Below are 22,680 nucleotides of genomic sequence, written 5' to 3' on the forward strand. Positions count from 1 at the left end.
AGCTATTCCTACGCTTGCCAGGGCAGAACATACAAGCGAGCTTGCTCGCGATTGCTGGCTTGATCGAAGCCTGCGGCCCATGACAGCCGCGTCGCGGCCAAGGCTGCTCCCACCGCGGTCAGCCCGTCTACAAGAGGCGGGCGGCAAAGCTGGCAAAGTCGTTGTCGATGGCCGCGGGGTGGATGTCCGGGTGGTGCTCGTCCGCTGCCGCGTACTTGCCGGTGCGCACCAGCACGCCGGCGATGCCGGCCGCTTGCGCGCCGCCGATGTCGTCGCGCAGGTCGTCGCCGATCATGATGGCTTCTTCTGCGCGCACGCCAGCGGTGTCGAGTGCGGCCTGGAAGAAGGGGGCGGCGGGCTTGCCGGCGATCTCGGCTTGCACGCCGGTGCTGTATTCCAGGCCGGCGACGAAGGCGCCCATGTCGAGCGACAGGCCGTCCTCTTCCTTGAAGTGACGGTTGCGCGCCATCGCGATGAAGGGCAGGCCGCGCATGACGAGGCGGAAGGCGGTGTTGAGCTGTGCGTAGTCGAAGCAGTGGCCGGCGTCACCGAGCACGATGGCGTCCGGCTCGGCTGCGTCGGGCCCGACTTCGTCGCGCAGGTCCGGATGCACGATCCAGTGCGGATGCAGGCTGCGGCTGCGCACGAGATTCATCGTCGCGCCGGGGGCCGTCAGCAGTTCCTCGTCGCGCACGTCCAGACCCAGGGCCTGCATCTTCGCGACCAGCGTGCGCCGCGGCGTGCGGGTGGTGTTGGTCAGGAACACGAGCCTGAAGCCGGCGGCGCGCAGTCGCGCAAGCGCCTCGATCGAACCGGGAATGATCTGGTCGCCGACGTGCAGCACACCGGCCAGATCAATCAGCAGGGCTTTCGGGTTTGCGGGCAGAGACATGGCGTTCTCCTTCGTTCGATGCGGCGCGCCGTCCTTGCAGGAGCGGTCTTCTGACCGCGACCACAGCGGAGGTCAAGGAGCCTGCGCGTGATTACAGGCTCTGTCGCGGCCAGAAGACCGCGCCTACAGGGCCACCAGCTGATGCCGCGCGGCGAAGCTCACCAGTTCGACCGGATTCTTGATGTCGAGTTTGTCGAACAGCCGCGCGCGGTATGTGCTGATGGTATTCGCCGACAGCGACAGTTCCCGTGCGATATCACCGACCGTGTGACCGCTGGCGAGCAGCTTCAGCACCTGCATTTCGCGGTTCGACAGACTGTCGAGCGGGCTGGCGGGGGTGTCCGCGCGGACGCCGAAGGCGAGGCGTTCGGCCAGTTCCGGCGTGACGAAGAGGTGACCGCCGGCGACGCGGGCGATGGCGTCGAACAGCTGCTCCGGCGAGCAGCCCTTGTTCAGATAGCCGGCGGCGCCACTCTTCAGTGCGCGCACACCGAACTGCGATTCCGGGTAGGTCGACAGCATCAGCACGGCGACCCTCGGAAACTCGGCGCGCAGCTGCTTCAGCACGTCGAAGCCGTCGCGGTCGCTCAGTGCGATGTCGAGCAGCACGACGTCGGCGCCGTCGCCGCGCAGCAGGCGCATCAGATCGGGTCCGCCCGCTGCTTCGCCGACCACGGCGATGGCCGGATTCTCGCCGAGGATCTGCGCGATGCCCCGGCGCAGCATTAGGTGGTCGTCGACGATGATCACGCGCACCGGCTTCATCGCGTCGACTCCGGTACCCGCAGATGCACGGTGGTACCGGCGCCCGGCGTGCTGTCGATACGCAGTTCGCCGCCGAGTGCGCGGGCGCGCTCGTACATGCCGAGCAGGCCGAAGGAGGTCGGTTGCGCCGGCACCTGCATGCCGCGGCCGTTGTCGCGGATGCACAGTTCGATCGCGCTGGCCTGGCCGGTCACTTCGACATTCACCGCGCTCGCCTCGGCGTGCCGGGCGACGTTGGTGAGCACTTCCTGCACGATGCGATAGACGGCGATTTCGGCGCTGCGGCCAAGGCGCCGTTCGGGCTCCGCGTCGTTCAGCGTCAACGTGCAGCGCAGGCCGCGGCGCGACTGCATTTCCTGCAGCTGCCACTCGATCGCGGCCCACAGGCCGAGGTGGTCGAGCACGCCGGGACGCAGGTCGGTCAGTATCCGCCGCACCGCGCCCAGCGCCTGCTGGGTGACCGCCATCATGTCGTCGAGCTTGCGCTCCAGTGCACCGTCGTGCGCGAGTCGCGGGCGCAGCCAGTTCAGGTCGAACTGCAGCGCGGTCAGCGAGGCGCCCAGTTCGTCGTGTACCTCGCGCGCGATGTGCGTGCGCTCGTCTTCGCGCACCTGCTGCAGGTGGGCGGACAGCCGCTGCAGGGCGCTGTGCGACTGCTGCAGCCGCGCGTTGGCGTCCTGCAGCGCGGCGGTGCGCTCGGACACGCGGCGCTCCAGTTCGACCTGATTGGCGCGCAGCACGGCCTCGGCGCGCTTGCGTTCGGTGATGTCGGCGAAGGTGACGACGGCGCCGACGATCTGGCCGGCGTCGCGGATCGGGTAGCTGGTGTATTCGGCGGGGAAGGCGCTGCCGTCGCGTCGCCACAGCACCTCGGACTCGATGCGCACGCCCTGGCCTTCCTGGAAGGCGCGGAAGATCGGGCACTCATGGACGTCGTAGTTGCGGCCGTCGGAATGTGCGTGGTGGATCAGGTAGTGCATGTTGCGGCCGAGCACTTCGTCCGGCTCGAAACCGATCAGCTCGGCGCCGGCGCGGTTGATGAAGATGCAGCGGCCGTTCTGGTCCACGCCATAGATGCCTTCGCCAGCGGACTCGAGCAGCATTTCGAGCTGGTGGCGCCAGGCGGCGTGATGCGAAAGATGATGGAGATTGGCGAACACGTCGTTGCGTCGGCACAGGGGTGCCGCTGCCTTGCATCAAGCGTGCCACGCCGCCCGCCACGCCGATATCGCGGCGGGGCGCGGGTTTGCGCGGGGTGCGACCGACGGGCGCCGGTGCCGTGCCCCGTTCTGGTGCGCTCAGGCCGGTACGTCGCGCACGCGCAGTGCGCCGTCAGCCTCGTCCGCTTCGATCAGGCCCTGTTCTTCGTAGCGGCGCAGCTTGCGCCACAGCGATACGCGGTCGATGCCGAGCAGGCGGGCGGCCAGCGCGCGGTTGCCGCCGACGCCGGCCAGCACGTCGAGGATGTGATTGCGCTCGACCGCCTCCAGCGTGCGCACCTCGTTGCTGCCGCGACCGGCGGCGTGGCCGGCCGGCGTGCCGAGGCCGGGCGGCAGATCCTCCTCGGCCAGCATGGTGCCGCCGGCCAGCGCGACGCCGCGCTCGATGATGTTCTCCAGTTCGCGCACATTGCCCGGGTAGTCGTAGGCGCACAGCTTCTGCATTGCCGGCGGCGCAATGGCGGTGACCTTCTTGCCCATGACCTGCGCCGCGCGGCGCACGAACTGCTGGGCCAGCAGCGGAATGTCGTCGCGCCGGTCGCGCAGCGGCGGCAGCTGCAGCGTCACCACGTTGAGGCGGAAGTAGATGTCCTGCCGGAACTGGCCGGCCTCGACCGCGGCGCGCGGCTCGCGGTTGGTGGCGGCGAGGAAGCGGACGTCGGCGCGGACCGGCTCGGTACCGCCGACGCGCAGGTATTCGCGCTCCTGCAGCAGACGCAGCAGCTTCACCTGCATCGCCGCCGACATTTCGGTCACCTCGTCGAGAAACAGCGTGCCGCCCTGAGCCGCCTCGACCAGACCGCCGCGCGACTGCTGGGCGCCGGTGTAGGCCCCCTTTTCATGGCCGAACAGTTCGTTGGCCAGCAGTTCCTCGTTCAGCGCGCCGCAGTTGATCGCGACGAAGGGGCCGCTGGCGCGCCGGCTGTGCGCATGCACGTGGCGGGCGAGCAGTTCCTTGCCGGTGCCGGTTTCGCCGACGATGAGCACATTGCAGTCGGTCGGCGCCACGCCGCGGGCGATGTCGAGGATGGCGCGCATGCCTTCGTCGCGCGTGATGATGCGTTCGTCGGCGGCGTGCTCGACCAGCTGGCGCAGGCGCTGGTTCTCGGCACGCAGCTGCGCCTTGTCGGCGGCCTCGCGCACCAGCTTGCGCACTTCGCCCAGGCGAAAGGGCTTGGATACGTAATAGAAGGCGCCGGTGCGCATCGCCTCGACCGCCGATTCGGTTGTGGCGAAGCCGGTCACCACCAGCACCTCCATCGCGGGCCAGGCCTCGCGTGCGCGACGCAGCAGTTCCAGCCCGTCCATGCCGGGCATCTTGACGTCGGTCAGCAGCACCTCGTAATCGTTCTGGCGCAGCAGCGCCAGCGCGGCGTCGCCGTTGTCGGCGGTGGTGACGTCGAGGCCGTCGCGGCGCAACGCGGTGGCCAGGCCCTCGCGCGCGACCGCTTCGTCGTCGACCAGCAGGACATGTGCAGTGCTCATGCTTTCTCCTCCGCCGGTATCCAGAGCGTGACGCAGGTCCCGCCGTCCGGTTCGTTGTGTATGCCTGCCTTGCCGCCGTGTTCGGCGGCGATTTCATGCACCACGAAAAGCCCAAGCCCCGAGCCCTTGCCGACCGGTTTCGTGGTGAAGAAGGGGTCGAACACGCGCGGCAGGTTGCGCGGTTCAATGCCGGGGCCGTTGTCGCACACCGAAATTTCGGTGCCGCCATCACGCGCGCTGCCGCGCACCGTGATGTGTGGCGCGATGCCTGCCTCGACGCAGGCTTCGAGCGCGTTGCGGATCAGGTTGAGCAGGGCCTGCTGAATGCGCTGGCCGTCGGCGTGGATGTGCAGTTCGGGCTCGATCTGCAGTGTCACCGCGTCGGCCGCGTCCGGCCGCTCGGCGCGCAGCAGCGCGACGGTTTCCTCGACCAGCGGCCGCAGCGGCTGCCGAACCAGCGCGAAGCGGCTGTCGCGTGCGAAGTCGAGCAGGGTGCGCACGATGCGCTGCGCGCGCTGCACCTGGTCGTCGATCTGCTCGACGAAACCGTTGATCTGCGCCGGGTCGCAGACGTCGCGCTCTTCCAGCAGCAGCTGCGCATTCAGCGAAATGTTCGAAAGCGGATTGTTGAGCTCGTGCGCGACGCCGGACAGCATGGTGCCGAGCGAGGCCAGCCGTGCCGTGCGCAGCACCGCGAGCTGGCGCTCTTCGAGGTCGCCGAGTGCGCGGTTGAAGGCGGCGACCAGGGCGGCGATCTCGTCGTCCCGGTCGCGCGGCGTCAGGCGTGCAAGATTGCCGGTGCCGATGCGCGCGAGATCGCTTTCGACCTCGCGCAGCGGTGCCACCACGCGTCGCGTCACCAGCTGGCCGATCACCAGCACCAGCGCGACGGCGGCGATCATGATCGTGTACAGCTGCGATTCCTGGCCGGACAGCGCGCGCCGCATCGCCTCGCGCGCCTGATCGGACAGGCGCTCGCTCTCCTCGAACGCCTGCTTGCCGACCTCGGTCATGCGCTCTTCCAGTGGCGAGATCGGATCGGTCGGGCGGATGCGGCGCTGCAGCCGGTCGTCGAGCAGGTCGCGCCAGTCGTGCAGCGACTGTTCGAGGTCCTCCAGCGCGAAGCCAGGCGCGGCGCGCTGCATCAACGCGCGGTCGCGGGCGATCAGCGTGAGCGCCTCTTCCGCCTTGCCGACCGCCGACTTGAGTTCGGACGGCTTGCGGAACAGCAGGTAGTTCTTTTCCAGGCGCCGCGCTTCGCGTACCACGTCGTGCATGCGCGTGACGTGGTGTTCGTCGTCGACGCGCGACAGTAGCAGGCGCACCTGTTCGAGAGCGGCGAACACCAGCAGCACGAACAGCGCGCCGAGCACGATGTAGCCGAGCAGGATCTTGCCGTGCAAGGAACGGGGCAGCAGTTTCATGAATTGCATGCTGCAACGTCGCGTTGCGAATTTCAACAGCGACCACATGCGCGCAAGCGCCTGTTTCATGTGGACTTTCGGCAGGCGGTCGTAGGGGCGAGCGTGCACGCGCTGCAAGTTGCAACGAGCGCTGGCGGTCCATACGAGGGGTGGGTTGTAAAGCATAAATAAATCAATGCTTTGCGTTTTTCGCTAGAGGTGGCACAGCGCCTGCTAGGAAATCCGTGCCAGCCTCGCAGTGACGATTTTGAAGGCTCCTCGGGTCGTTGCTGCGGCGAGGCTTGCAATGGGGAGGCCGGTCGACCTAGCGGACAGCACCGGTTCTTTTGGCGGCTCGCGAGCAATCGCGAGCCGTTTTTCTTTGCGCCGCACGCCGCCTGGCGGATTCGGCGATAATTCGCCGCCTTTCAACGCCCCGCACCCCGCCTCCCGCATGGCCGATCCCGCTGTTCCGCTGATTTCTACGCACGCACTGGCCTGCACGCGCGGCTCGGCACGCCTGTTCGCCGGGCTGGACCTCGCCGTGGGTGAGGGCGAGCTGCTGCACGTGGCGGGCGCCAACGGCAGCGGCAAGACCAGTCTGCTGCGCATCCTGTGCGGGCTGTCGGAAGCCGAATCGGGTGAGCTGCGCTGGTGCGGGCAACCGGCGGGCAAGGTGAAGGACGAGTGGCGCGCCGGGCTGCTCTATCTCGGTCACCGCAACGCGGTGAAGGACGATTTCACGCCGCTGGAGAACCTGCGTGCCAGCGCGGCCATCGCCGGTGAAGCGATGGACGAGGACACCGCGCTGCGCGCGCTGGTCGACATCGGCCTCGGCGCGCGCCTCGACGTGCCGGCGCGCAGCCTGTCGCAGGGGCAGCGCCGTCGCGTTGCGCTGGCCCGTCTGCTGTGCGGCACGCGCGCCCGGCTGTGGATACTGGACGAGCCCTTCACCGCGCTCGACGTGCGCGCGGTGGCGCAGCTGGCCGAAGCGATGGCCGCGCACATCCGTCGCGGCGGCGCCGTCATCTACACCACGCACCAGCCGGTGGATATCGACGTGCCGCGCCGCGCGCTGCTCAATCTGGACGATTACTCATGCTGAGCGTGTTCGCCGCCGTGCTGCGTCGCGACCTGCTGCTGGCCTGGCGCCGCCGTTCCGACGTGCTGACTGCGCTCGGCTTCTTCCTGCTGGTGACCAGCCTGTTTCCGCTCGGCGTCGGGCCGGAACCGGACCAGCTTTCGCACATCGCGGCCGGGGTCATGTGGGTGGCGGCGCTGCTTGCCACGCTGCTGTCGGTGAGCCGGCTGTTCGAGGCGGACGAGGCGGACGGAACCCTCGAGCAGATGTTGCTGTCCGTGGAGCCGCTGGCAGTGATCGTGCTGGCCAAGGTGTGCGCCTACTGGTTGCTGACCGGATTGCCGCTGGTGCTGATCGCGCCGCTGATCGCGCTGCAGTTCAGCCTGACGCCGGACGAGACGCTCATCGTCTGCGCGACGCTGCTGATCGGCACGCCGACGCTGTCGCTGCTCGGCGCCGTCGGCGCATCGCTGACGCTGGGCCTGCGCGGTGGCGGCGCGCTGATCGCGCTGCTGGTGCTGCCGCTGTACGTGCCGGTGCTGATCTTCGGCGCGGGGGCGATCGACGCCTGGCGCGCGGGTCTGGGCATCGCCCCGCACCTGGCCTTGCTCGGTGCCTGCCTGCTGGTGGCGCTGGCGGTAGCGCCGCTGGCGAGCGCTGCTGCATTGCGCATCGCCCAAGATTGATAGGGGGCCAAACCGCACTCGGTTAAACTTGCGGTTTTGCCGTCGGCCCCCGCCGAGACACGCGCGTTGTATCTGCGCACACCGAGTAATCAGAACCTGGGCTAGCCGCTTCGTTGATGTCCGAATCACAGTCTTCCGCCGCGCGCGCGCCGTCGTCCGGCTTCAACTTCTTCCATTACGCCAGCCCGCAGACCTTCTTTCCGCTCGCCGGAAAGCTGCTGTGGCCGAGCTGGATCGCCGCCGTGGTGCTGACGCTCGCCGGCCTTTACATCGGCTTCTTCGTCGCGCCGACCGACGCGACACAGGGCGACAGCTACCGCATCATTTTCATCCACGTGCCGGCGGCCTGGATGTCCATGGTGGTCTATCTGGCGATGGCCTTCTGGTGCGCAGTCGGCCTGGTATTCAACACGCGCCTGTCCTTCATGATGTCGTCGGCGCTGGCGCCGACCGGTGCGATGTGGGCTTTCGTCGCGCTGTGGACCGGCGCGCTGTGGGGCAAGCCGACCTGGGGCACCTACTGGGTCTGGGACGCACGGCTCACGTCCGAACTGATCCTGTTCTTCCTCTACTGCGGCTACATGGCCCTGCAGGCAGCCATCGACGACCCGCGCCGGGCCGATCGCGCCGGCGCGCTGATCGCCATCGTCGGCGCAGTGAACGTGCCCATCATCTATTTTTCGGTGAAATGGTGGAACACGCTGCATCAGGGCGCGTCTGTAAGCCTGACGGCTGCGCCGACCATGGCCACCACCATGCTGACCGGCATGCTGGTGATGGCGCTGGCGGCCTGGGCCTACACGATAGGCGCGGCGCTGGTGCGCGTGCGCGCCATCATGATCGAACGCGAGCGGAACACCGACTGGGTGCGCCAGCTCGCCAGCAACGGAGACAGCAAGACATGAACTGGGAAAGCGCCAGCCATTTCTGGGCGATGGGCGGCTACGGCTTCTTCGTCTGGGGTTCCTACGGCGTGACTGCTGCGGTCATTGCAGCCGAACTGTTCGCGCTGTCCCGCCGCATGACGAAGGCGCGTGCGCAGGCCCGGCGCGACGTCGCGCTGGAGCGCATCGACGCCGACAAGCGGGGCCGCGCATGAAACCCCGCCACAAACGTTTCGCACTGGTCGCTGCCGGCATCGCGCTGCTGGTCGGCGCGGTCACGCTGGTGCTGAATACCTTCAGCGACAACATGGTGTTCTTCTTCAGCCCGACCCAGGTCGCGGCGAAGGAAGCGCCGCAGGGCCGCACCTTCCGCATCGGCGGCATGGTTCAGGACGGCAGCCTGGAGCGCGGCGCCGACGGTACGTCGGTCCGTTTCATCGTCACCGACACCGCCAACACCATCACCGTCACCTACAAGGGCGCGCTGCCGGACCTGTTCAAGGAAGGCAAGGGCGTGGTCGCCCAGGGCAAGCTTGGCGAGGACGGCGTGTTCGCCGCCAGCGAGGTGCTGGCCAAGCACGACGAGAACTACATGCCGCCTGAAGCCGCGCACGCACTGGAACAGGCGAAGAAGGCGCAGAGCACGGTCGTTCAGTAAGCCGCATCCACTCCGCTCCGGCGCTTCGGGCCGGAGCACCACGTTTCACGGGCAGGAGCCATCATGTTTCCCGAACTGGGCAATTTTTCGCTGTCGATCGCGCTGGCGCTGTCGGTGCTGCTGGGCGTCGTTCCGCTGGTCGGTGCGCAGCGCGGCGACGCGCGGCTGATGGCGGTCGCGCGACCGCTGACGCAGGGCGTGTTCGTGTTCGTCGCCTTCGCCTTGTTCTGCCAGATCCAGTCCTTCGTGCTGAACGACTTTTCGGTGCTGAACGTCGCCACCAATTCGAACTCGACGCTGCCGCTCGAGTACCGTGTCGCCGCCGCCTGGGGCAGTCACGAAGGTTCGCTGCTGCTATGGACCTTCATGCTGGCGCTGTGGGCGCTGGCGGTCAGCGTGTTTTCGCGCCGTCTGCCGCCGGACATGGTGGCGCGCGTGCTGGCCGTGCTGGGCTGGGTCGGCGTGGGCTTCCTCGCCTTCATGCTGGCCAGTTCCAACCCCTTCGACCGCCTGCTGCCGGCGGCCGCCGACGGCCGCGACCTGAATCCGCTGCTGCAGGACCCGGGCATGATCTTCCACCCGCCCATGCTCTACATGGGCTACGTCGGCTTTTCGGTCGCTTTCGCCTTCGCCATCGCTGCGCTGATCGGCGGCCGGCTCGACGCCGCCTGGGCGCGCTGGTCGCGCCCGTGGACCACGGTGGCCTGGATGTTCCTGACGCTGGGCATCGCGCTCGGCAGCTACTGGGCCTACTACGAACTGGGCTGGGGCGGCTGGTGGTTCTGGGACCCGGTCGAGAACGCGTCCTTCATGCCCTGGCTGGTCGGCACCGCGCTGATACATTCGCTGGCGGTGACGGAGAAGCGTGGCGCCTTCAAAAGCTGGACCGTGCTGCTGGCCATCGCCGCCTTCTCGCTGTCGCTGCTCGGCACTTTCCTCGTTCGCTCCGGGGTGCTGACCTCGGTGCACGCCTTTGCCACCGATCCGGAACGCGGTGTGTTCATCCTCGCGCTGCTGGTGTTCGTGATCGGCGGCTCGCTGCTGTTGTTCGCGATCCGTGCGCCGTCGGTCGGGCTGGGTGGCGGCTTCGCGCTGCTGTCGCGCGAAACCTCGCTGCTCGCCAACAACGTGCTGCTGGCGGTCGCCACGTCGGCGGTGTTGCTCGGCACGCTCTACCCGCTGTTCCTCGACGCGCTGGGCATGGGCAAGATTTCGGTCGGCGCGCCTTACTTCGATGCAGTCTTCGTGCCGCTGATGACGCCGGTGCTGTTCCTGATGGCCATTGGGCCCTTCGTGCGCTGGAAGAAGGACGAAGCGCCGGGGCTGGTGCTGCGCCTGCGCTGGGCGTTCGCGGTCAGCGTCGTCGCCACGCTGGTGATGATGGTGGCGACCGGGCACTACACGCCTATGCTGGGCCTGGGCGCCTTCACCGTCGTGTGGATCGCTGCCACCAGCGTGCAGCATCTGGTCGAGCGTCTGCGCGGTCGCAACGGCGACGGCAGCTGGATGGCCCGCGCCCGCGCGCTGCCCGGCGGCTGGTGGGGCATGTGGCTGGCCCACCTCGGGGTGGCGGTAAGCATCGTCGGCATCACGCTGGTCAAGGGCTTTGAGCAGAACGCCGACCTCAAGATGGCGCCCGGCCAGACGGCGACGCTGGCCGGCTACACCTTCAAGTTCCACGGCGCCTTCGAGCACGCGGGTCCGAACTACGACGCCGCCCGCGGCCGCATCGAAGTGACGCGCGACGGCAGGCCGGTGGCGATGATGCACCCGGAGAAACGCATGTACCGCGTGTCGCAGATGCCGATGACCGAAGCGGCCATCGATTCCGGTTTCACCCGCGACGTCTATGTGTCGATGGGCGAGCCGCTGCCCGATGGCCAGGCCTGGATCGTCCGCATCTTCTACAAGCCCTTCGTGAACTGGATCTGGGTGGGTGCCCTCATCATGGCACTGGGCGGCATCATCGCCGCCGCCGATCGCCGTTACCGCAAGCTCGCCCAGCGCGACGCGAAACAGGGCGCGCGCGACGGTGTGGCGACGCCGGTCCGGGAGCAGCACGCATGAAACGCTATCTGTGGCCGCTGGGCCTTTTCCTGGTGCTGGCGGGTTTCCTGTTCGCCGGCCTCTACCTGAACCCGCGCGAGGTGCCGAGTCCGCTGATCGGCAAGGCTGTGCCGGCCTTCTCCATCCCCCAGCTGGCGGCGCCCGACAAGACCTTCTCGCCGGCCGACATGAAGGGCAAGGTGTGGCTGGTGAACGTGTGGGCGTCGTGGTGCGTGTCCTGTCGCCAGGAGCATCCGCTGCTGGTCGAGCTGGCGAAGACCGGGCTGGTGCCCATGGTCGGCCTGCACTACAAGGACGAGCGCGACGCCGGCATGAAGTGGCTGGCCGAGCACGGCGACCCCTACCTGCTGTCGGCGCACGACCGCGACGGCCGTGTGGCCATCGATTTCGGCGTCTATGGCACGCCGGAAACCTTCATCGTCGACAAGACTGGCGTCATTCGCTACAAGCACACCGGCCCGCTGACGCCGCAACTGCTGCGCGACGACATCCTGCCGCGCGTCAAGCAGCTCGAGGCATCCTGACATGCGACGTTTGATGGTGTTGCTGGCAGCATTGATGCTGCCGTTTTCCGTGCTGCACGCCGAAGAGGCAAAACCGCTGGCCGACGACCCGGCGGTCGAGGCGCGGGTTCAGAAGCTGGGCGAGGAACTGCGCTGCCTGGTCTGTCAGAACCAGAACATCGCCGACTCGCACGCGGATCTGGCGATGGATCTGAAGAAGCAGTTGCGCGAGCAGATCGCCGCCGGCCGCAGCGACGGCGAGATCAAGGACTTCATGGTCGAGCGCTACGGCGATTTCGTGCTCTACCGTCCGCCGCTGAAAGCCACCACCGTGCTGCTGTGGGGCGGCCCCTTTGCGTTGCTGCTGATCGTCGTCGTGCTGCTGCTGCGCCGCCTGCGCAGCCGTGCCGAGCGGGCTGCAGTCGCCAACACACTGAGCGCCGATGAACACGAGCGCGCCCGCGCGCTGCTCGCCGGCGAGGAGAACAAGGTTTGACCACATTCATGATGGGCGCGGCGGCGATGCTTGCCGTCGCGCTGGCTTTTGTCGTCCTGCCGCTGCTGCGCGGCCGCAGCACTCAACCGGCGGACGCGCAGCGCGCGCTGACGCTTGCCATCCACCGCGATGCGCTGGCGGAACTGGACCGTGATCTGGCGGCCGGCCTGATCGACGACGCGCAATACCGCATTTCCTGCGCCGAACTGGAGCGCCGGGTGCTCGACGAGGCCGGTGCGGCAAAGTCGCCTTCAGCGAAGGGCAGCGGCCGCTGGGTGGCCATCGTGTCGGCGCTGATGGTGCCGGTGATCGCTGTTCCGGTGTATCTGGCGCTCGGTCACCCGCAGGCCATCGATGCACCACGCAGCAGTCCGCCGCAGGCCGAGGGCGAGGTGACGCCGGAACAGATACAGGCCATGGTTGCGCGACTTGCCGAGCGGATGAAGGCGGAGCCGGACAACGCCGAGGGCTGGTCGATGCTGGCGCGTTCGTACTTTGCGATGGGGCGCTTCGACGAAGCTGCCGACGCCTATTCCAGACTGGTGAAGATCGTCGACGGCGACGCCCAGGTGTGGACCGATTATGCGGACGCGGTCGCCATGAAGCAGGGGCGCAATCTGGCCGGCGAACCCGAGCAGATGCTTAAGAGGGCGCTCGAACTGGACCCGGACAACGTCAAGGCTCTGGCGCTGGCCGGAAGTGCAGCGATGCAGCGGGGTGACGCTGCCGCCGCACGTGTGCATTGGGAGCGTTTGCTGAAACTGCTGCCGGCGGATTCTCCGTTGATCGAGCCCATCAAGGAAAGCATGGGAGAGGCTGCCGCGGGTGCTGCGGCGAAGTAGGTGAGCGGGTAGCGCTTGCCGCGGCGAACGCTGCGGCGATGCGGAAAAAGGTCTTGCGATTACGGAAGCACAAAAGAAAAAAGCCGGCTTGCGCCGGCTTTTTTCATGCTCGCGGAAGAAGGATTACTTCTTTTCTTCAGCCGGGGCAGCCGGAGCAGCAGCGTCAGCCGGAGCGGCCGGAGCAGCGTCAGCCGGAGCAGCCGGGGCAGCGTCAGCCGGAGCGGCCGGAGCAGCATCAGCCGGAGCAGCCGGAGCAGCGTCAGCCGGAGCGGCCGGGGCAGCAGCCGGAGCGGGTTCGGCGGCCGGAGCCGGGGCTTCTTCCGGCTTCGAGCAAGCGGCCAGGGCAGCGGCGAGGATGGCGGCGAGGAGGAGGGACTTTTGCATTTTGATTTCCTTGGCTGTTGGCTACAACGTGAATTCGGTACAACACCCGATCGAGCTAGCGACCTCGATCAGCCCAAAATAGTAGCACGAGCGTCACGGATCAAGTTGCAGCGCTGGAAACAAGGTTTTACAAGCCAAGCTTTGTTGTGCTTATGCAACATGAACAACTGTCCCAGATCTCGGCGAATCGACCACTGTAGCCGGCGATCTCGGTGGCATCGGCGCGCACGTGCTTGCCCCGCCAGTGCGCGTGGTGAGTCCGGATCACCGCGCCAGCCGAGCCGTTCAGCATGAAGGTTTCGCTCAGATGCCGCAGCGTGCGCGGCAACTGACGGATATGCAGGCGGTGTGATTGTGCGGCGCACAGCGCCCACAGACGGGGCATGTGGTGCTGCAGCGGTCCGGCGTCGTGCAGCACGATGCGCACCTCGGCCCGCGGCGACTGTGCGAGGGCCCGGGTGAGTGCCTCGACCGCGAGGCGCGAATCGAGCGCAGTGTCGCGCAGATCGATGTCGAAGATGTCGAGCGAGCGGTCGATCTGCGCGATCAGTGCGCCGATCGCCGCCTGATAGCCGGCGCGATCGTCGAAACGGAAGACACCCGTCGACTCAGTCAATGACCGCTCCGCTGTGCAGGAAGCCGTCGCAATACCAGTCGTAGAGCAGGTCAAGCGTGCCTTCGTGGTCGGCGATCCGGGCGACGCTGCGGGCGCTGGCAAGCTCGCGCAGGGTGTCGGTACTGCCGGGGGGCAGTTCCACCGGTTCGCCGTTGATCCAGAACTGGCGGCCACTGCGCAGCAGCAGCGTCCGGCCGTCCAGTCGCACGCCGTGCTTCGACACCTGCTGCGCAAAGCGCTTCGGCGTCAACGGATCATCCGGCGGATCGAAGAACACGTGCGGCTTCGGTTCGCTCAGATAGCCGCCGAGGAAGGCTTCGACGTCCTTGCGCGACCACTTGATGGTGTTCAGCACCGCCTCGACCCTGTCTATCATCGCCGCGGGCAGTTGCGCCGGATCGGCCTGCAGCGCTAGATCCGGGTCGGCGTACATGCCGGGCATGCAGACTTCGTCGCGCAGGTAGTCGAGGAAGCCGGTCGCCAGTTCCTGCATCGACGGCGTGCGGAAGCCGATCGAGTAGGTGGTGCATTCGCCTTCGGCGATGCCGTTGTGCGCGCACTTGGGCGGCAGGTAGAGCATGTCGCCCGGCTCCAGTACCCACTCCTGTTCGGGCACGAAATTCTTCAGGATGCGCAGAGGTGCGTCCTCGACCAGCGTGAGGTCGGTCTGTTCGCTGATCTGCCAGCGGCGGCGACCGGTGCCCTGCAGTAGGAACACGTCGTAGGAATCGAAGTGCGGGCCGACACCGCCGCCATCGGTGGCGTAGCTCACCATCACGTCGTCCAGCCGCGCGTAGGGCACGAAGCTGAAACTGCGCATCAGTGCGTCGGCGTCCGGCAGCAGCATGTTCAGGCCCTGCACCAGAACGGTCCACGGCTTCGTTTTCGGTCGCCGGATCAGCGATGCGGGCAGCGGGCCGCGCGCCATTTCCCAGTTGCGGCCGTCGTGCGCGATGAAACGCGATTCGACATCTTCGTCGCGCGCGAGATCGAGCAATTGTTCGCGCGGCAGCAGGCCGTTGAAGCCGGGGATGGCGCCGCGGATGAGCAGCGGCTTCTTCTGCCAGTAGTCGCGCAGGAAGGTACGCGGGCTGAGCCCGCCGAGCAGTGTCTTGTCCATGGGTGCGGATTATCCGCGATGGCGCGGCCGCGGCGCACGCAGCAGGTAAAATCGCGCCCTTTCGCTCTCGCAGGACACGTCATGCCGGTCGCCCGTATCGAATCGCTGGACCACGAAGGTCGCGGCGTCACTCACCACGAAGGCAAGGTCATCTTCGTCGATGGCGCCTTGCCGGGCGAAACCATCGATTTCTCTCCCTACCGCAAGAAGGCGTCCTACGAACTGGCGCAGATCAGCCGCATCGTGCGTCCGAGCCCGCAGCGGGTGACGCCGCGCTGCCGTCATTTCGGCAATTGCGGCGGCTGCAGCATGCAGCATCTCGATGTCGCCGCGCAGGCATCCGCCAAGCAGCGTGTGCTTGAGGACGCGCTGTGGCACGTCGGCCGGGTGAAGCCCGAGACCGTGTTCGCGCCGCTGGTCGGGCCGGGCTGGGGCTATCGCTACCGGGCGCGGCTGTCGGTGCGCTATGTGCCGCGCAAGGGCGGCGTGCTGGTGGGCTTCCGCGAGAAGAAATCCAGCTACGTGGCCGACATGGATTCCTGTGAGGTGCTGCCGCCGCATGTGTCGGCCTTGCTGCTGCCGCTGCGCGCGCTGATCGATGGTTTCTCGCTGCGCGACCGCCTGCCGCAGATCGAGATCGCCATCGGCGGCGAGCGCGAAGAACAGATGACGGTGCTGGTGTTCCGCATCCTCGAAAAGATGACGGCCGAGGACGAAGCCGCTCTGCGTGCCTTTGCCGAGACGCATGCGCTGCACATCTATGTTCAGCCGGGCGGCCCGGACACGGTGCTGCCGTTCTGGCCGATCCCGATGCCCGAACTGGCCTACTCGCTGCCGGATTTCGGCGTGAAGCTCGCGTTTGCGCCGACCGAGTTCACCCAGGTGAACCACGGCATCAACCGCTCGCTGCTGCGTCGCGCGATGTCGCTGCTGGCACCGCAAAAAGGCGAGCGCATCGCCGACATGTTCTGTGGCTTGGGCAATTTTTCGCTGCCGATCGCTTCGCTCGGTGCCGACGTGGTCGGTATCGAGGGTGCCGATGCGCTGGTCAAGCGCGCTGCACGCAATGCGGCGGCGAATGGGCTGGCGGAGCGGTCGAGCTTTGCGGTCGCCAATCTGTTCGAAATCACGCCGGAGTCGTACGCCGCGCTCGGCCGCTTCGACAAGATGCTGATCGATCCGCCGCGCGAGGGCGCGATGGAACTGGTGAAGTCGCTGCCGCACTCGGCCGACGACGCGGCACCGTCGCGCATCGTCTACGTGTCGTGCAACCCGGCCACGCTGGCGCGCGACCTCGAAGTGCTCATCGTGCAGAAGGGCTACCGCCTGCGCGGCGCCGGCATCGCCAACATGTTCCCGCAGACCTCGCACGTCGAATCGATCGCGCTGATCGAGCGTGCCTGAGGCCTCGGCCGGACGGTGCGGGCGTCGGGTGCGATTCGCGTCCGACGCAAAAGAAAAGGCCCCGGAGGCGCGAGCCCCGGGGCCTTCTTTCAGCTCAGGCAGTGATCAGTCGCGCTGACCGGTCAGTGCCATCAGCAGGTGCAGCAGGCTGATGAACATGTTGTACAGGTTCAGATACACCGACAGCGACGCCGACACGTAGTTGGTTTCGCCGCCGCGCACGATGCGCTGGATGTCATACAGCATCCAGGCGGCCGAGATCAGCACGATGGCGGCCGAGATCGCCAGTTGAAGGCCGGGCATCTGCAGGAAGATGTTGGCGACGATGGCCAGCAGGATGACGACCATGCCGATCATCAGGAAGCTGCCCATGTTCGAGAAATCGCGCTTGGTGGTCGCTGCGACCGACGACAGCACGAGGAAGGTGACTGCGGTACCGCCGGCGGCCATGGCGATGATGGAACCGCCATTCGAGAAGCCCAGCGCCACCTGCAGGATGCGGCTCAGCATCAGCCCCATGAAGAAGGTGAAGCCGAGCAGCAGGGCGACCCCGAGGCCGCTGTTCTTGTTCTTCTCGATCCCCCACATGAAGCCCCAGGCGATGCCGAGGAAGAGCAGGAAGGAAATGAGCGGGCTGCCGGAGAAGAAGCTGAAGCGCATCTGTATGCCGACCAGGGCGCCAAGCAGCGTCGGCACCATGGAAACCGCCAGCATCATGTAGGTGTTGCGCAGCACGCGGTTCTGGCCGGCGGACAGCGAACCGGTGGTCTGCATGCTCTGGAATTGCGGTTGCATCAAGGTCTCCCGAAGGATGATTAGTGTTCTAAAGACTATCGCACAGGGTGCGAAGTTTCAACGCTGCTCATCATGCTAGACTGCGCGCCTCATCCGTAACCCTTGTCTGACGCCATTGTGCGCATGACAGGCGGCATCCAGGAAGCGTGGCAGAGTGGTTGAATGCACCGGTCTTGAAAACCGGCAACGTCGCAAGGCGTTCGTGAGTTCGAATCTCACCGCTTCCGCCACTAGAAGCTAGCGCTTACGAAGCACCTGCCAGCGTGCGAAGCGCGAGATATGCAGTAGACAGCTCAGCAGTTTCGCGGGTGAAGTAGCCACCCGTAAAAATGGGGAGCGCGAGTAGAGCGTAAGCGCGACCACAAAAGCCACCTAGGCGAGGCACACGAAGGAACAACGGCAAGATGGCAGAGCAGTTTCACTATCCTCCCGAGGTGTTCAATTTGCTGGTGGATACGATTCCGCTACTGTGCCGTAGCAAGCAAGACGTCGTTCTATTCCTCCAAGGCGCAGGGGTTGCGCCGGAGGACCTTGATGAGGTCTCTCGCATCGTTCGCGCCAACCGCGACGCGATCAACAAGTTCGAGATCGTCCGCAACGTGCTCACGAAGGTTAACGCGCGTGGGGATAGCGGGCTACGTCCTCGCCGCGAAATCATCAAGCGCGTCACCGAGTTCGACAACTTTGACACCTGTTGGGACTCCGACCGGCTTAAGGCCAAAGGGCTTGTGGCCGAGTTGGGTAAGACGGTCAACGTCAAGGACTCTTTCACGCGCATGAAACAGGAGCGTGATGCCGAGCGGGAGCAGACGCTCGCCCGTAAGCGCGCCGAACAAGCGGCAGCGGCCGAGAGGCGTCTCAAGATTGAAGATGTTGGTACGCGACTTTTCGCCCTGTTCGGCATGGACGACAAACCGCAGGAGCGGGGCAAGCTGCTCGAAGCGGTGCTGAACGACCTGTTCAAGGCTTACGGCATTCACGTCCGTGAGGATTTTAGGCGCAAGTCACCCGACACCGGCACCGTCCTTGAACAGATTGATGGCGTGATCGAGTTGGACGGGGCCATTCATCTGGTTGAGATGAAGTGGCTCAATGCGCCGGTTGGCATCGGCGAGTTCTCCCCACACCTCAGCCGTTTGTTCATGCGTGCGAACGCACACGGTATCTTCATTGCGACGAACGGCTATACAGAGTCCGTCTTGACTGAGTGCAAGAACGCGCTGAACCTCAAGACGATCTTCTTATGCTCGTTGCAGGAGTTCGTGATGCTGCTTCAACGGCAAGGCGATCTGGTTGCACTCCTCAAGAAGAAATCGCGAGCAGCCATCATCGACAAGAATCCTTACCTTGAGCTTCTTGGCTAACAATTAGAACGGAGCGCCAATGACCCTTGATGAGATTAAGGCCTGCTTGCAGGCGGGTGGATTCCAGATTGCGAGTGAAACGGCGCTGGCGAATGGAACGGGCATGCAGCTCCGCTTGCAGAATGGCGCAATCGTCAACAGCTTCCGCACAGGTAGCTTCAACGTTCAGGGCAAGAACCAAGATGCAGTGAAGGCATGCCTTGGGGTGCAGCCTGCACAAGCTGCGGCAGCACCCGCACCGCAGAACGGCGCCGCTGCCAAGCCGATGCTCAGCAAGGTGTTCGTCGTCTATGGGCACGACGCAGCAGCGCGCACTGAGCTTGAAGCAATGCTTCGCCGCTGGAGGCTTGAGCCGCTAATCTTGGACCAGCTTCCTTCGGAGGGGCAGACCATCATCGAGAAGCTGGAGAAGTACACGGCAGAGGTGAAGTTTGCTGTAGTGCTGGCGACACCTGATGACGAGGGCTTCCGCGCTGGACACGAGGACGAAAAGGCGTTCCGTGCGCGCCAAAACGTGGTGATGGAATTGGGCATGATGCTCACGCTGCTCGGCCGCAAGAACGTTGCTATTGTCATGAAGCAACAAGACAACATGGAGCGCCCGTCCGATATTCAGGGATTGCTCTATATCCCGTTCAAGGACAACCTGCAAAAAGATGCAGGGCCGCTTCTGGCGAAGGAAATGGCGGCTCAGGGCTACCCGATTTCTTTGGCGAACTTGTAGCACGCCTTGCATAGCGCTTATGCCTTGCCGCCTGAACCGGCCTAACCACAAGAGCAGTAATCTGTTAGCGCGCAAGCCTGCCAAACTCCGTGTTTGGCCTTCGGCGTGTAGGCACAGGTACAGCGGAAGGACTGCGCCTCCATGAACTCGTAAATCTCGGTGCGCAAGTAGCGGATGGGCGCGGACTTGATGTGTCCGAGCCTCACGAACTCCGGGCTTTTGCCCTTCGCGCGCGAAATTTCGACCGCTGCAATCGATTCAAGCACCTTACTGTGAGTCCATAAAAGGACTATATTCAGTCCTTGTCAGGTCTGGAGCATCGCCATGCGCTACTCATCTCAAGTCAAGCCCATCAGCTATCTCAAGGCCAACGCCGCCGAGGTTCTCACCGACCTCGCAGAGCGCCGTGAACCGATGGTCATCACCCAGAACGGCGAAGCGAAGGCTGTTCTGCAGGACGTCGCTTCGTTCGAAGAGACGCAGGAAACACTGGCCTTGCTGAAAATTCTTGCGCTGGGCAATCAGGATGTGACCGCTGGCAAGGTCAAACCCGCAGCCGAAATCGTTGCCCGCCTTCGCGGCAAGCGAGCCACAGCCTGATGGCAGGCGCACCTGCCAGGTTCGAGGTTCTGCTCACAGCGGGTGCGGAGCAGGACCTGGAGGCAATCCACGACTACATCTCCGAATTCGACTGTGTGGCCAACGCAAACCATGTGTTGGATGCGTTGATGGACGTTGTAGAGAGCCTGTCCAGCTTTCCTGAACGCGGTAGTTTTCCGAAGGAACTGGTCGGCCTCGGCATCAAGGAATACCGCCAGACCTTCTTGAAAACCTACCGAGTGATCTACCGCGTCACAGGCAGCCAAGTCGTCATCTACCTGATTGCAGATGGGCGCCGCGACATGCAATCCGTGCTTGCTCGCCGCCTGTTAGGCGCGTAACCCTCAGCACTCGCGTGCGATCTGTTTCTGCACCGCGCTCCCGCGCGCTCTGGCGTCCTCATATTGCCACTGCGTTGCGCCATTTCTCATGATGGCTTCCGCAGCGTCCCGTTCGGCCTTCAGCTCGTTGCAACGGTAGGACTTGCGTTCTGCAGCCAGGGCTTCACGTTGCCGGTCGGCGTCGCGGAGTTTTCTCGCTCGTTGATCGCTCGCGGCCTCGGTGCGCTCACGCTGCTTCAAGTCGTTTAACTGGCGCTCCCAGGCGTCGTCTCGCCATCCGTCCGGTGTCTCTCCGCGCGGCGGCTTGACGTTGACGGTCTGTGCGCCGGCTCCGCAGGGCATATCGGAGAAGACCTGCTTTCCGCTGCCGTCCTTGCACTTGTAAACCTGACCGAAAACCGGCGAGGCAATCAACGTCGCCCCCAATACGCACCATTTCAGCATGACCCCGTCCCACAGATGACTGAAGACAGAAGCATAGGCGGGGACTGCAGTCGGTTGGCCGTCCTGCTATTACCTTAGTCGTCGGTCAGAAGGATGAGGCGAGGACAGGGCTGCTGCAGCGGATTTGCCCGTCACCCCCAGGGCGACGGGCGGAGACGGCTCTCGCGTCAGCGTTTTCCGCTGCCGCCGAGCAGTGCGGCGACCTGCCGCTTGCCGCTGCGCTTGGCCGGCGTCGGCGCCGATGTTCCGTCGCCACCGTCTGCGGGGGCGTCAGGTGTCGACGATTCGTAGGGCTTGCTGAAGTCGAAGCCGTCGGCGGCGACCGTCGATGCGCTGGCGCGGGGCGCACGCGGGGCGCGGGGCGCGTCGCTGGCTGACGGGCGGCTGCGGCGTTCGCCACGCTCACCGCGTTCGCTGCGCGCTGCACGCTCCGGACGCTCTGAACGCGTTTCGCGCGTTCGCGCACGCGCCGGGTCGAAACCTTCCGGCACGACGATTTCGATCGGCTTGCGGATCAGCTTTTCGATGTCCGCCACACGACCCTTCTCTTCCGGAGCGGCCAGCGAGATGGCTTCACCCGAGCGGCCGGCTCGACCGGTACGGCCGATGCGGTGCACGTAGTCTTCGGCGTTGTGCGGCAGTTCGAAGTTGATCACGAAGGGCAGGTCTTCGATGTCGAGGCCGCGGGCGGCGACGTCGGTCGCCACCAGCACGCGCACGCTGCCGTTCTTGAACGCTTCCAGTGCTTCGGTGCGTTGCTGCTGGCTCTTGTCGCCATGGATGGCGTCGGCGGCCACGCCCTGGCGTACCAGGTGGTGGGCGAGGCGGCTGGCCCCGAACTTGGTGTTCACGAACACCAGCGCCTGACGGTCGGCGTAGCTGTCCTGGGTGAGCAGGTGGGTCAGCAGCGCGCGCTTGTCGTCTGTGCCGCAGGCGTGCACACGGTGGGTGATGGTTTCCGCGGTGGCGTTGCGGCGTGCGACCTCGATCAGCTGCGGATCGCGCAGCATGGCCTGGGCCAGCTTCTTGATTTCCTCGGAGAAGGTGGCGGAGAACAGCAGGCTCTGGCGTTGCGCCGGCAGCAGCGCGAGGATGCGCTTGATGTCCGGGATGAAGCCCATGTCCAGCATGCGGTCGGCTTCGTCCAGAACCAGCATCTGCACCTGGCTGAGGCTGATGGTCTTGCCTTCGACGTGGTCGAGCAGGCGGCCCGGCGTGGCGACGACGATTTCGCGGCCCTGGCGCAGTTCGGCGACTTGCGCCTTCATGTCCACGCCGCCGTAGATGCACACCGAGCGCAGCGGCAGGTGCTTCGAATAGGTCTTGACGCTCTCGTGCACCTGCATCGCCAGTTCGCGCGTCGGGCAGACGATCAGCGCGCGCACCGGGTGGCGGGCGGGCGAGGGCGAGCTGCTGGCGTGCGGCGCGAGGCGCTGCAGCAGAGGCAGGGTGAAGCTGGCGGTCTTGCCGGTACCCGTCTGGGCGCCGCCCATTACGTCACGGCCGGCGAGCACGATGGGGATGGCCTGCGCCTGGATGGGGGTGGGCGTGGTGTAGCCGGTATCGGCCACGGCACGCAGCAGTTCGGGGATCAACCCGAGTTCTTCAAACGACATGGATGCGAAGCTCTCTTGTGCAGAAGCGCGCGCCGGGCACATTGCCGCGGTGCGTGTTGCTTCTGTGGACTTCCGCCTGGCATGCCGGTTCAGGCTGGGGAAATCGGTTCCGGAAAACCCGGCGCGAGGCGCGCGGCGAGGGTGCATGCGCGAATGTCGTGCCCGGGGGCGCAGGCGCCAGGGCGGGGGAAGTGGGGATCGGCCGTGGATTCATGGCCGGATCGGAAACTCCGGGCCGCGCCATAACCGGCGAGGCGACTGCACACGCATTATCGCACAGGCGGGGCGGG

24 protein-coding genes and 1 tRNA gene are annotated in these 22,680 nt (G+C 65.9%); 15 read left to right on the forward strand and 10 right to left on the reverse strand.

Annotated features, from left to right (window positions below; genetic code table 11):
• Nucleotides 1-127 precede the first annotated feature (127 nt).
• From IV112_RS18385 to IV112_RS18405, 5 genes are all read right to left on the reverse strand, one after another.
• Entirely contained in the window at nucleotides 128-892 is a 765-nt protein-coding gene (locus IV112_RS18385) for a TIGR01458 family HAD-type hydrolase (protein WP_304005946.1), read from the reverse strand.
• 123 nt (nucleotides 893-1,015) lie between these two features.
• Nucleotides 1,016-1,657 (reverse strand): response regulator transcription factor, encoded by a 642-nt coding sequence (locus IV112_RS18390; protein ID WP_304005948.1) that lies wholly within the window; start codon nucleotides 1,655-1,657, stop codon nucleotides 1,016-1,018.
• Nucleotides 1,654-2,817: a sensor histidine kinase gene (locus IV112_RS18395; RefSeq protein WP_304005950.1), complete on the reverse strand. Its 1,164-nt coding sequence runs from the start codon at nucleotides 2,815-2,817 to the stop codon at nucleotides 1,654-1,656. Before IV112_RS18395 ends, IV112_RS18390 begins: the two co-directional genes overlap by 4 nt.
• Nucleotides 2,818-2,955: 138 nt before the next feature.
• A complete protein-coding gene (locus IV112_RS18400) occupies nucleotides 2,956-4,362 on the reverse strand; it encodes a sigma-54-dependent transcriptional regulator (protein WP_304005952.1) in 1,407 nt (468 codons plus the stop codon).
• The gene (locus IV112_RS18405) at nucleotides 4,359-5,786 is read right to left on the reverse strand and encodes a sensor histidine kinase (RefSeq protein WP_304005955.1); all 1,428 of its coding nucleotides are present in this window, start codon (nucleotides 5,784-5,786) and stop codon (nucleotides 4,359-4,361) included. Before IV112_RS18405 ends, IV112_RS18400 begins: the two co-directional genes overlap by 4 nt.
• Nucleotides 5,787-6,219: 433 nt before the next feature.
• Between IV112_RS18405 and ccmA the strand changes: the two genes are divergently transcribed.
• The 9 genes from ccmA (at nucleotide 6,220) to ccmI (ending at nucleotide 12,982) form a co-directional block, all read left to right on the forward strand.
• Entirely contained in the window at nucleotides 6,220-6,870 is a 651-nt protein-coding gene (ccmA, locus tag IV112_RS18410) for a cytochrome c biogenesis heme-transporting ATPase CcmA (RefSeq protein WP_304005957.1), read from the forward strand.
• Entirely contained in the window at nucleotides 6,864-7,532 is a 669-nt protein-coding gene (gene ccmB / locus IV112_RS18415) for a heme exporter protein CcmB (protein WP_304005959.1), read from the forward strand. The genes ccmA and ccmB overlap by 7 nt, the downstream gene beginning before the upstream one ends.
• 116 nt (nucleotides 7,533-7,648) lie before the next feature.
• Entirely contained in the window at nucleotides 7,649-8,437 is a 789-nt protein-coding gene (ccmC, locus tag IV112_RS18420; protein WP_304005961.1) for a heme ABC transporter permease CcmC, read from the forward strand.
• Complete coding sequence (gene ccmD / locus IV112_RS18425; RefSeq protein WP_304005962.1) at nucleotides 8,434-8,631, forward strand: heme exporter protein CcmD; 198 nt, start codon at nucleotides 8,434-8,436, stop codon at nucleotides 8,629-8,631. Before ccmC ends, ccmD begins: the two co-directional genes overlap by 4 nt.
• Complete coding sequence (gene ccmE / locus IV112_RS18430; RefSeq protein ID WP_304005964.1) at nucleotides 8,628-9,074, forward strand: cytochrome c maturation protein CcmE; 447 nt, start codon at nucleotides 8,628-8,630, stop codon at nucleotides 9,072-9,074. The genes ccmD and ccmE overlap by 4 nt, the downstream gene beginning before the upstream one ends.
• A gap of 63 nt (nucleotides 9,075-9,137) precedes the next feature.
• Nucleotides 9,138-11,141, forward strand: coding sequence for a heme lyase CcmF/NrfE family subunit (locus IV112_RS18435; protein WP_304005966.1), 2,004 nt, complete (start codon nucleotides 9,138-9,140; stop codon nucleotides 11,139-11,141).
• Nucleotides 11,138-11,665: a DsbE family thiol:disulfide interchange protein gene (locus IV112_RS18440; protein WP_020164244.1), complete on the forward strand. Its 528-nt coding sequence runs from the start codon at nucleotides 11,138-11,140 to the stop codon at nucleotides 11,663-11,665. The genes IV112_RS18435 and IV112_RS18440 overlap by 4 nt, the downstream gene beginning before the upstream one ends.
• A gap of 1 nt (nucleotide 11,666) precedes the next feature.
• Complete coding sequence (locus tag IV112_RS18445; RefSeq protein WP_304005969.1) at nucleotides 11,667-12,140, forward strand: cytochrome c-type biogenesis protein; 474 nt, start codon at nucleotides 11,667-11,669, stop codon at nucleotides 12,138-12,140.
• A complete protein-coding gene (ccmI, locus tag IV112_RS18450; RefSeq protein WP_304005971.1) occupies nucleotides 12,137-12,982 on the forward strand; it encodes a c-type cytochrome biogenesis protein CcmI in 846 nt (281 codons plus the stop codon). Before IV112_RS18445 ends, ccmI begins: the two co-directional genes overlap by 4 nt.
• Before the next feature lie 511 nt (nucleotides 12,983-13,493).
• Here the strand turns inward: ccmI and IV112_RS18455 are convergent.
• Nucleotides 13,494-13,982: a hypothetical protein gene (locus tag IV112_RS18455; RefSeq protein WP_304005973.1), complete on the reverse strand. Its 489-nt coding sequence runs from the start codon at nucleotides 13,980-13,982 to the stop codon at nucleotides 13,494-13,496.
• Nucleotides 13,975-15,102: a cupin domain-containing protein gene (locus tag IV112_RS18460; RefSeq protein ID WP_304005975.1), complete on the reverse strand. Its 1,128-nt coding sequence runs from the start codon at nucleotides 15,100-15,102 to the stop codon at nucleotides 13,975-13,977. The genes IV112_RS18455 and IV112_RS18460 overlap by 8 nt, the downstream gene beginning before the upstream one ends.
• An 81-nt stretch (nucleotides 15,103-15,183) precedes the next feature.
• Between IV112_RS18460 and rlmD the strand changes: the two genes are divergently transcribed.
• Nucleotides 15,184-16,506, forward strand: a complete 1,323-nt coding sequence (gene rlmD, locus IV112_RS18465; protein ID WP_304005976.1) for a 23S rRNA (uracil(1939)-C(5))-methyltransferase RlmD — start codon at nucleotides 15,184-15,186, stop codon at nucleotides 16,504-16,506.
• Nucleotides 16,507-16,611: 105 nt separating this feature from the next.
• Here the strand turns inward: rlmD and IV112_RS18470 are convergent, their stop codons facing one another.
• The gene (locus IV112_RS18470) at nucleotides 16,612-17,301 is read right to left on the reverse strand and encodes a Bax inhibitor-1/YccA family protein (protein WP_304005979.1); all 690 of its coding nucleotides are present in this window, start codon (nucleotides 17,299-17,301) and stop codon (nucleotides 16,612-16,614) included.
• Nucleotides 17,302-17,441: 140 nt separating this feature from the next.
• Here IV112_RS18470 and IV112_RS18475 point away from each other — a divergent pair.
• From IV112_RS18475 to IV112_RS18495, 5 genes are all read left to right on the forward strand, one after another.
• Nucleotides 17,442-17,531: transfer RNA gene (locus IV112_RS18475), tRNA-Ser, on the forward strand.
• 174 nt (nucleotides 17,532-17,705) lie between these two features.
• Nucleotides 17,706-18,665, forward strand: a complete 960-nt coding sequence (locus IV112_RS18480; RefSeq protein WP_304005981.1) for a restriction endonuclease — start codon at nucleotides 17,706-17,708, stop codon at nucleotides 18,663-18,665.
• Nucleotides 18,666-18,684: 19 nt separating this feature from the next.
• Nucleotides 18,685-19,389, forward strand: coding sequence for a TIR domain-containing protein (locus IV112_RS18485; RefSeq protein ID WP_304005983.1), 705 nt, complete (start codon nucleotides 18,685-18,687; stop codon nucleotides 19,387-19,389).
• Nucleotides 19,390-19,713: 324 nt separating this feature from the next.
• The gene (locus IV112_RS18490) at nucleotides 19,714-19,989 is read left to right on the forward strand and encodes a type II toxin-antitoxin system Phd/YefM family antitoxin (RefSeq protein WP_304005985.1); all 276 of its coding nucleotides are present in this window, start codon (nucleotides 19,714-19,716) and stop codon (nucleotides 19,987-19,989) included.
• Nucleotides 19,989-20,330 (forward strand): type II toxin-antitoxin system RelE/ParE family toxin, encoded by a 342-nt coding sequence (locus tag IV112_RS18495; protein WP_304005987.1) that lies wholly within the window; start codon nucleotides 19,989-19,991, stop codon nucleotides 20,328-20,330. Before IV112_RS18490 ends, IV112_RS18495 begins: the two co-directional genes overlap by 1 nt.
• A 3-nt stretch (nucleotides 20,331-20,333) precedes the next feature.
• On the opposite strand, the gene IV112_RS18500 is transcribed toward IV112_RS18495, so the two are convergent.
• Both IV112_RS18500 and IV112_RS18505 read right to left on the reverse strand, forming a co-directional pair.
• On the reverse strand, nucleotides 20,334-20,774 hold the full coding sequence (locus IV112_RS18500; protein ID WP_304005989.1) for a DUF4124 domain-containing protein: 441 nt from the start codon (nucleotides 20,772-20,774) through the stop codon (nucleotides 20,334-20,336).
• A 167-nt stretch (nucleotides 20,775-20,941) separates the two neighbouring features.
• The gene (locus IV112_RS18505; RefSeq protein ID WP_304005991.1) at nucleotides 20,942-22,390 is read right to left on the reverse strand and encodes a DEAD/DEAH box helicase; all 1,449 of its coding nucleotides are present in this window, start codon (nucleotides 22,388-22,390) and stop codon (nucleotides 20,942-20,944) included.
• Nucleotides 22,391-22,680: the final 290 nt, after the last annotated feature.

The organism is Methyloversatilis discipulorum (assembly GCF_018780585.1).
Lineage (GTDB): Bacteria > Pseudomonadota > Gammaproteobacteria > Burkholderiales > Rhodocyclaceae > Methyloversatilis > Methyloversatilis discipulorum_B.

Coding starts and splice junctions, on each gene's coding strand:
- IV112_RS18385 (WP_304005946.1), bottom strand. CDS start 892: ATGTCTCTGCCCGCAAACCCGAAAGCCCTGCTGATTGATCTGGCCGGT.
- IV112_RS18500 (WP_304005989.1), bottom strand. CDS start 20,774: ATGCTGAAATGGTGCGTATTGGGGGCGACGTTGATTGCCTCGCCGGTT.
- IV112_RS18490 (WP_304005985.1), top strand. CDS start 19,714: ATGCGCTACTCATCTCAAGTCAAGCCCATCAGCTATCTCAAGGCCAAC.
- ccmB (WP_304005959.1), top strand. CDS start 6,864: ATGCTGAGCGTGTTCGCCGCCGTGCTGCGTCGCGACCTGCTGCTGGCC.
- ccmA (WP_304005957.1), top strand. CDS start 6,220: ATGGCCGATCCCGCTGTTCCGCTGATTTCTACGCACGCACTGGCCTGC.
- IV112_RS18400 (WP_304005952.1), bottom strand. CDS start 4,362: ATGAGCACTGCACATGTCCTGCTGGTCGACGACGAAGCGGTCGCGCGC.
- IV112_RS18405 (WP_304005955.1), bottom strand. CDS start 5,786: ATGAAACTGCTGCCCCGTTCCTTGCACGGCAAGATCCTGCTCGGCTAC.
- IV112_RS18445 (WP_304005969.1), top strand. CDS start 11,667: ATGCGACGTTTGATGGTGTTGCTGGCAGCATTGATGCTGCCGTTTTCC.
- IV112_RS18390 (WP_304005948.1), bottom strand. CDS start 1,657: ATGAAGCCGGTGCGCGTGATCATCGTCGACGACCACCTAATGCTGCGC.
- IV112_RS18485 (WP_304005983.1), top strand. CDS start 18,685: ATGACCCTTGATGAGATTAAGGCCTGCTTGCAGGCGGGTGGATTCCAG.
- IV112_RS18435 (WP_304005966.1), top strand. CDS start 9,138: ATGTTTCCCGAACTGGGCAATTTTTCGCTGTCGATCGCGCTGGCGCTG.
- IV112_RS18480 (WP_304005981.1), top strand. CDS start 17,706: ATGGCAGAGCAGTTTCACTATCCTCCCGAGGTGTTCAATTTGCTGGTG.
- ccmC (WP_304005961.1), top strand. CDS start 7,649: ATGTCCGAATCACAGTCTTCCGCCGCGCGCGCGCCGTCGTCCGGCTTC.
- ccmE (WP_304005964.1), top strand. CDS start 8,628: ATGAAACCCCGCCACAAACGTTTCGCACTGGTCGCTGCCGGCATCGCG.
- IV112_RS18460 (WP_304005975.1), bottom strand. CDS start 15,102: ATGGACAAGACACTGCTCGGCGGGCTCAGCCCGCGTACCTTCCTGCGC.
- IV112_RS18440 (WP_020164244.1), top strand. CDS start 11,138: ATGAAACGCTATCTGTGGCCGCTGGGCCTTTTCCTGGTGCTGGCGGGT.
- ccmD (WP_304005962.1), top strand. CDS start 8,434: ATGAACTGGGAAAGCGCCAGCCATTTCTGGGCGATGGGCGGCTACGGC.
- IV112_RS18470 (WP_304005979.1), bottom strand. CDS start 17,301: ATGCAACCGCAATTCCAGAGCATGCAGACCACCGGTTCGCTGTCCGCC.
- IV112_RS18505 (WP_304005991.1), bottom strand. CDS start 22,390: ATGTCGTTTGAAGAACTCGGGTTGATCCCCGAACTGCTGCGTGCCGTG.
- rlmD (WP_304005976.1), top strand. CDS start 15,184: ATGCCGGTCGCCCGTATCGAATCGCTGGACCACGAAGGTCGCGGCGTC.
- IV112_RS18495 (WP_304005987.1), top strand. CDS start 19,989: ATGGCAGGCGCACCTGCCAGGTTCGAGGTTCTGCTCACAGCGGGTGCG.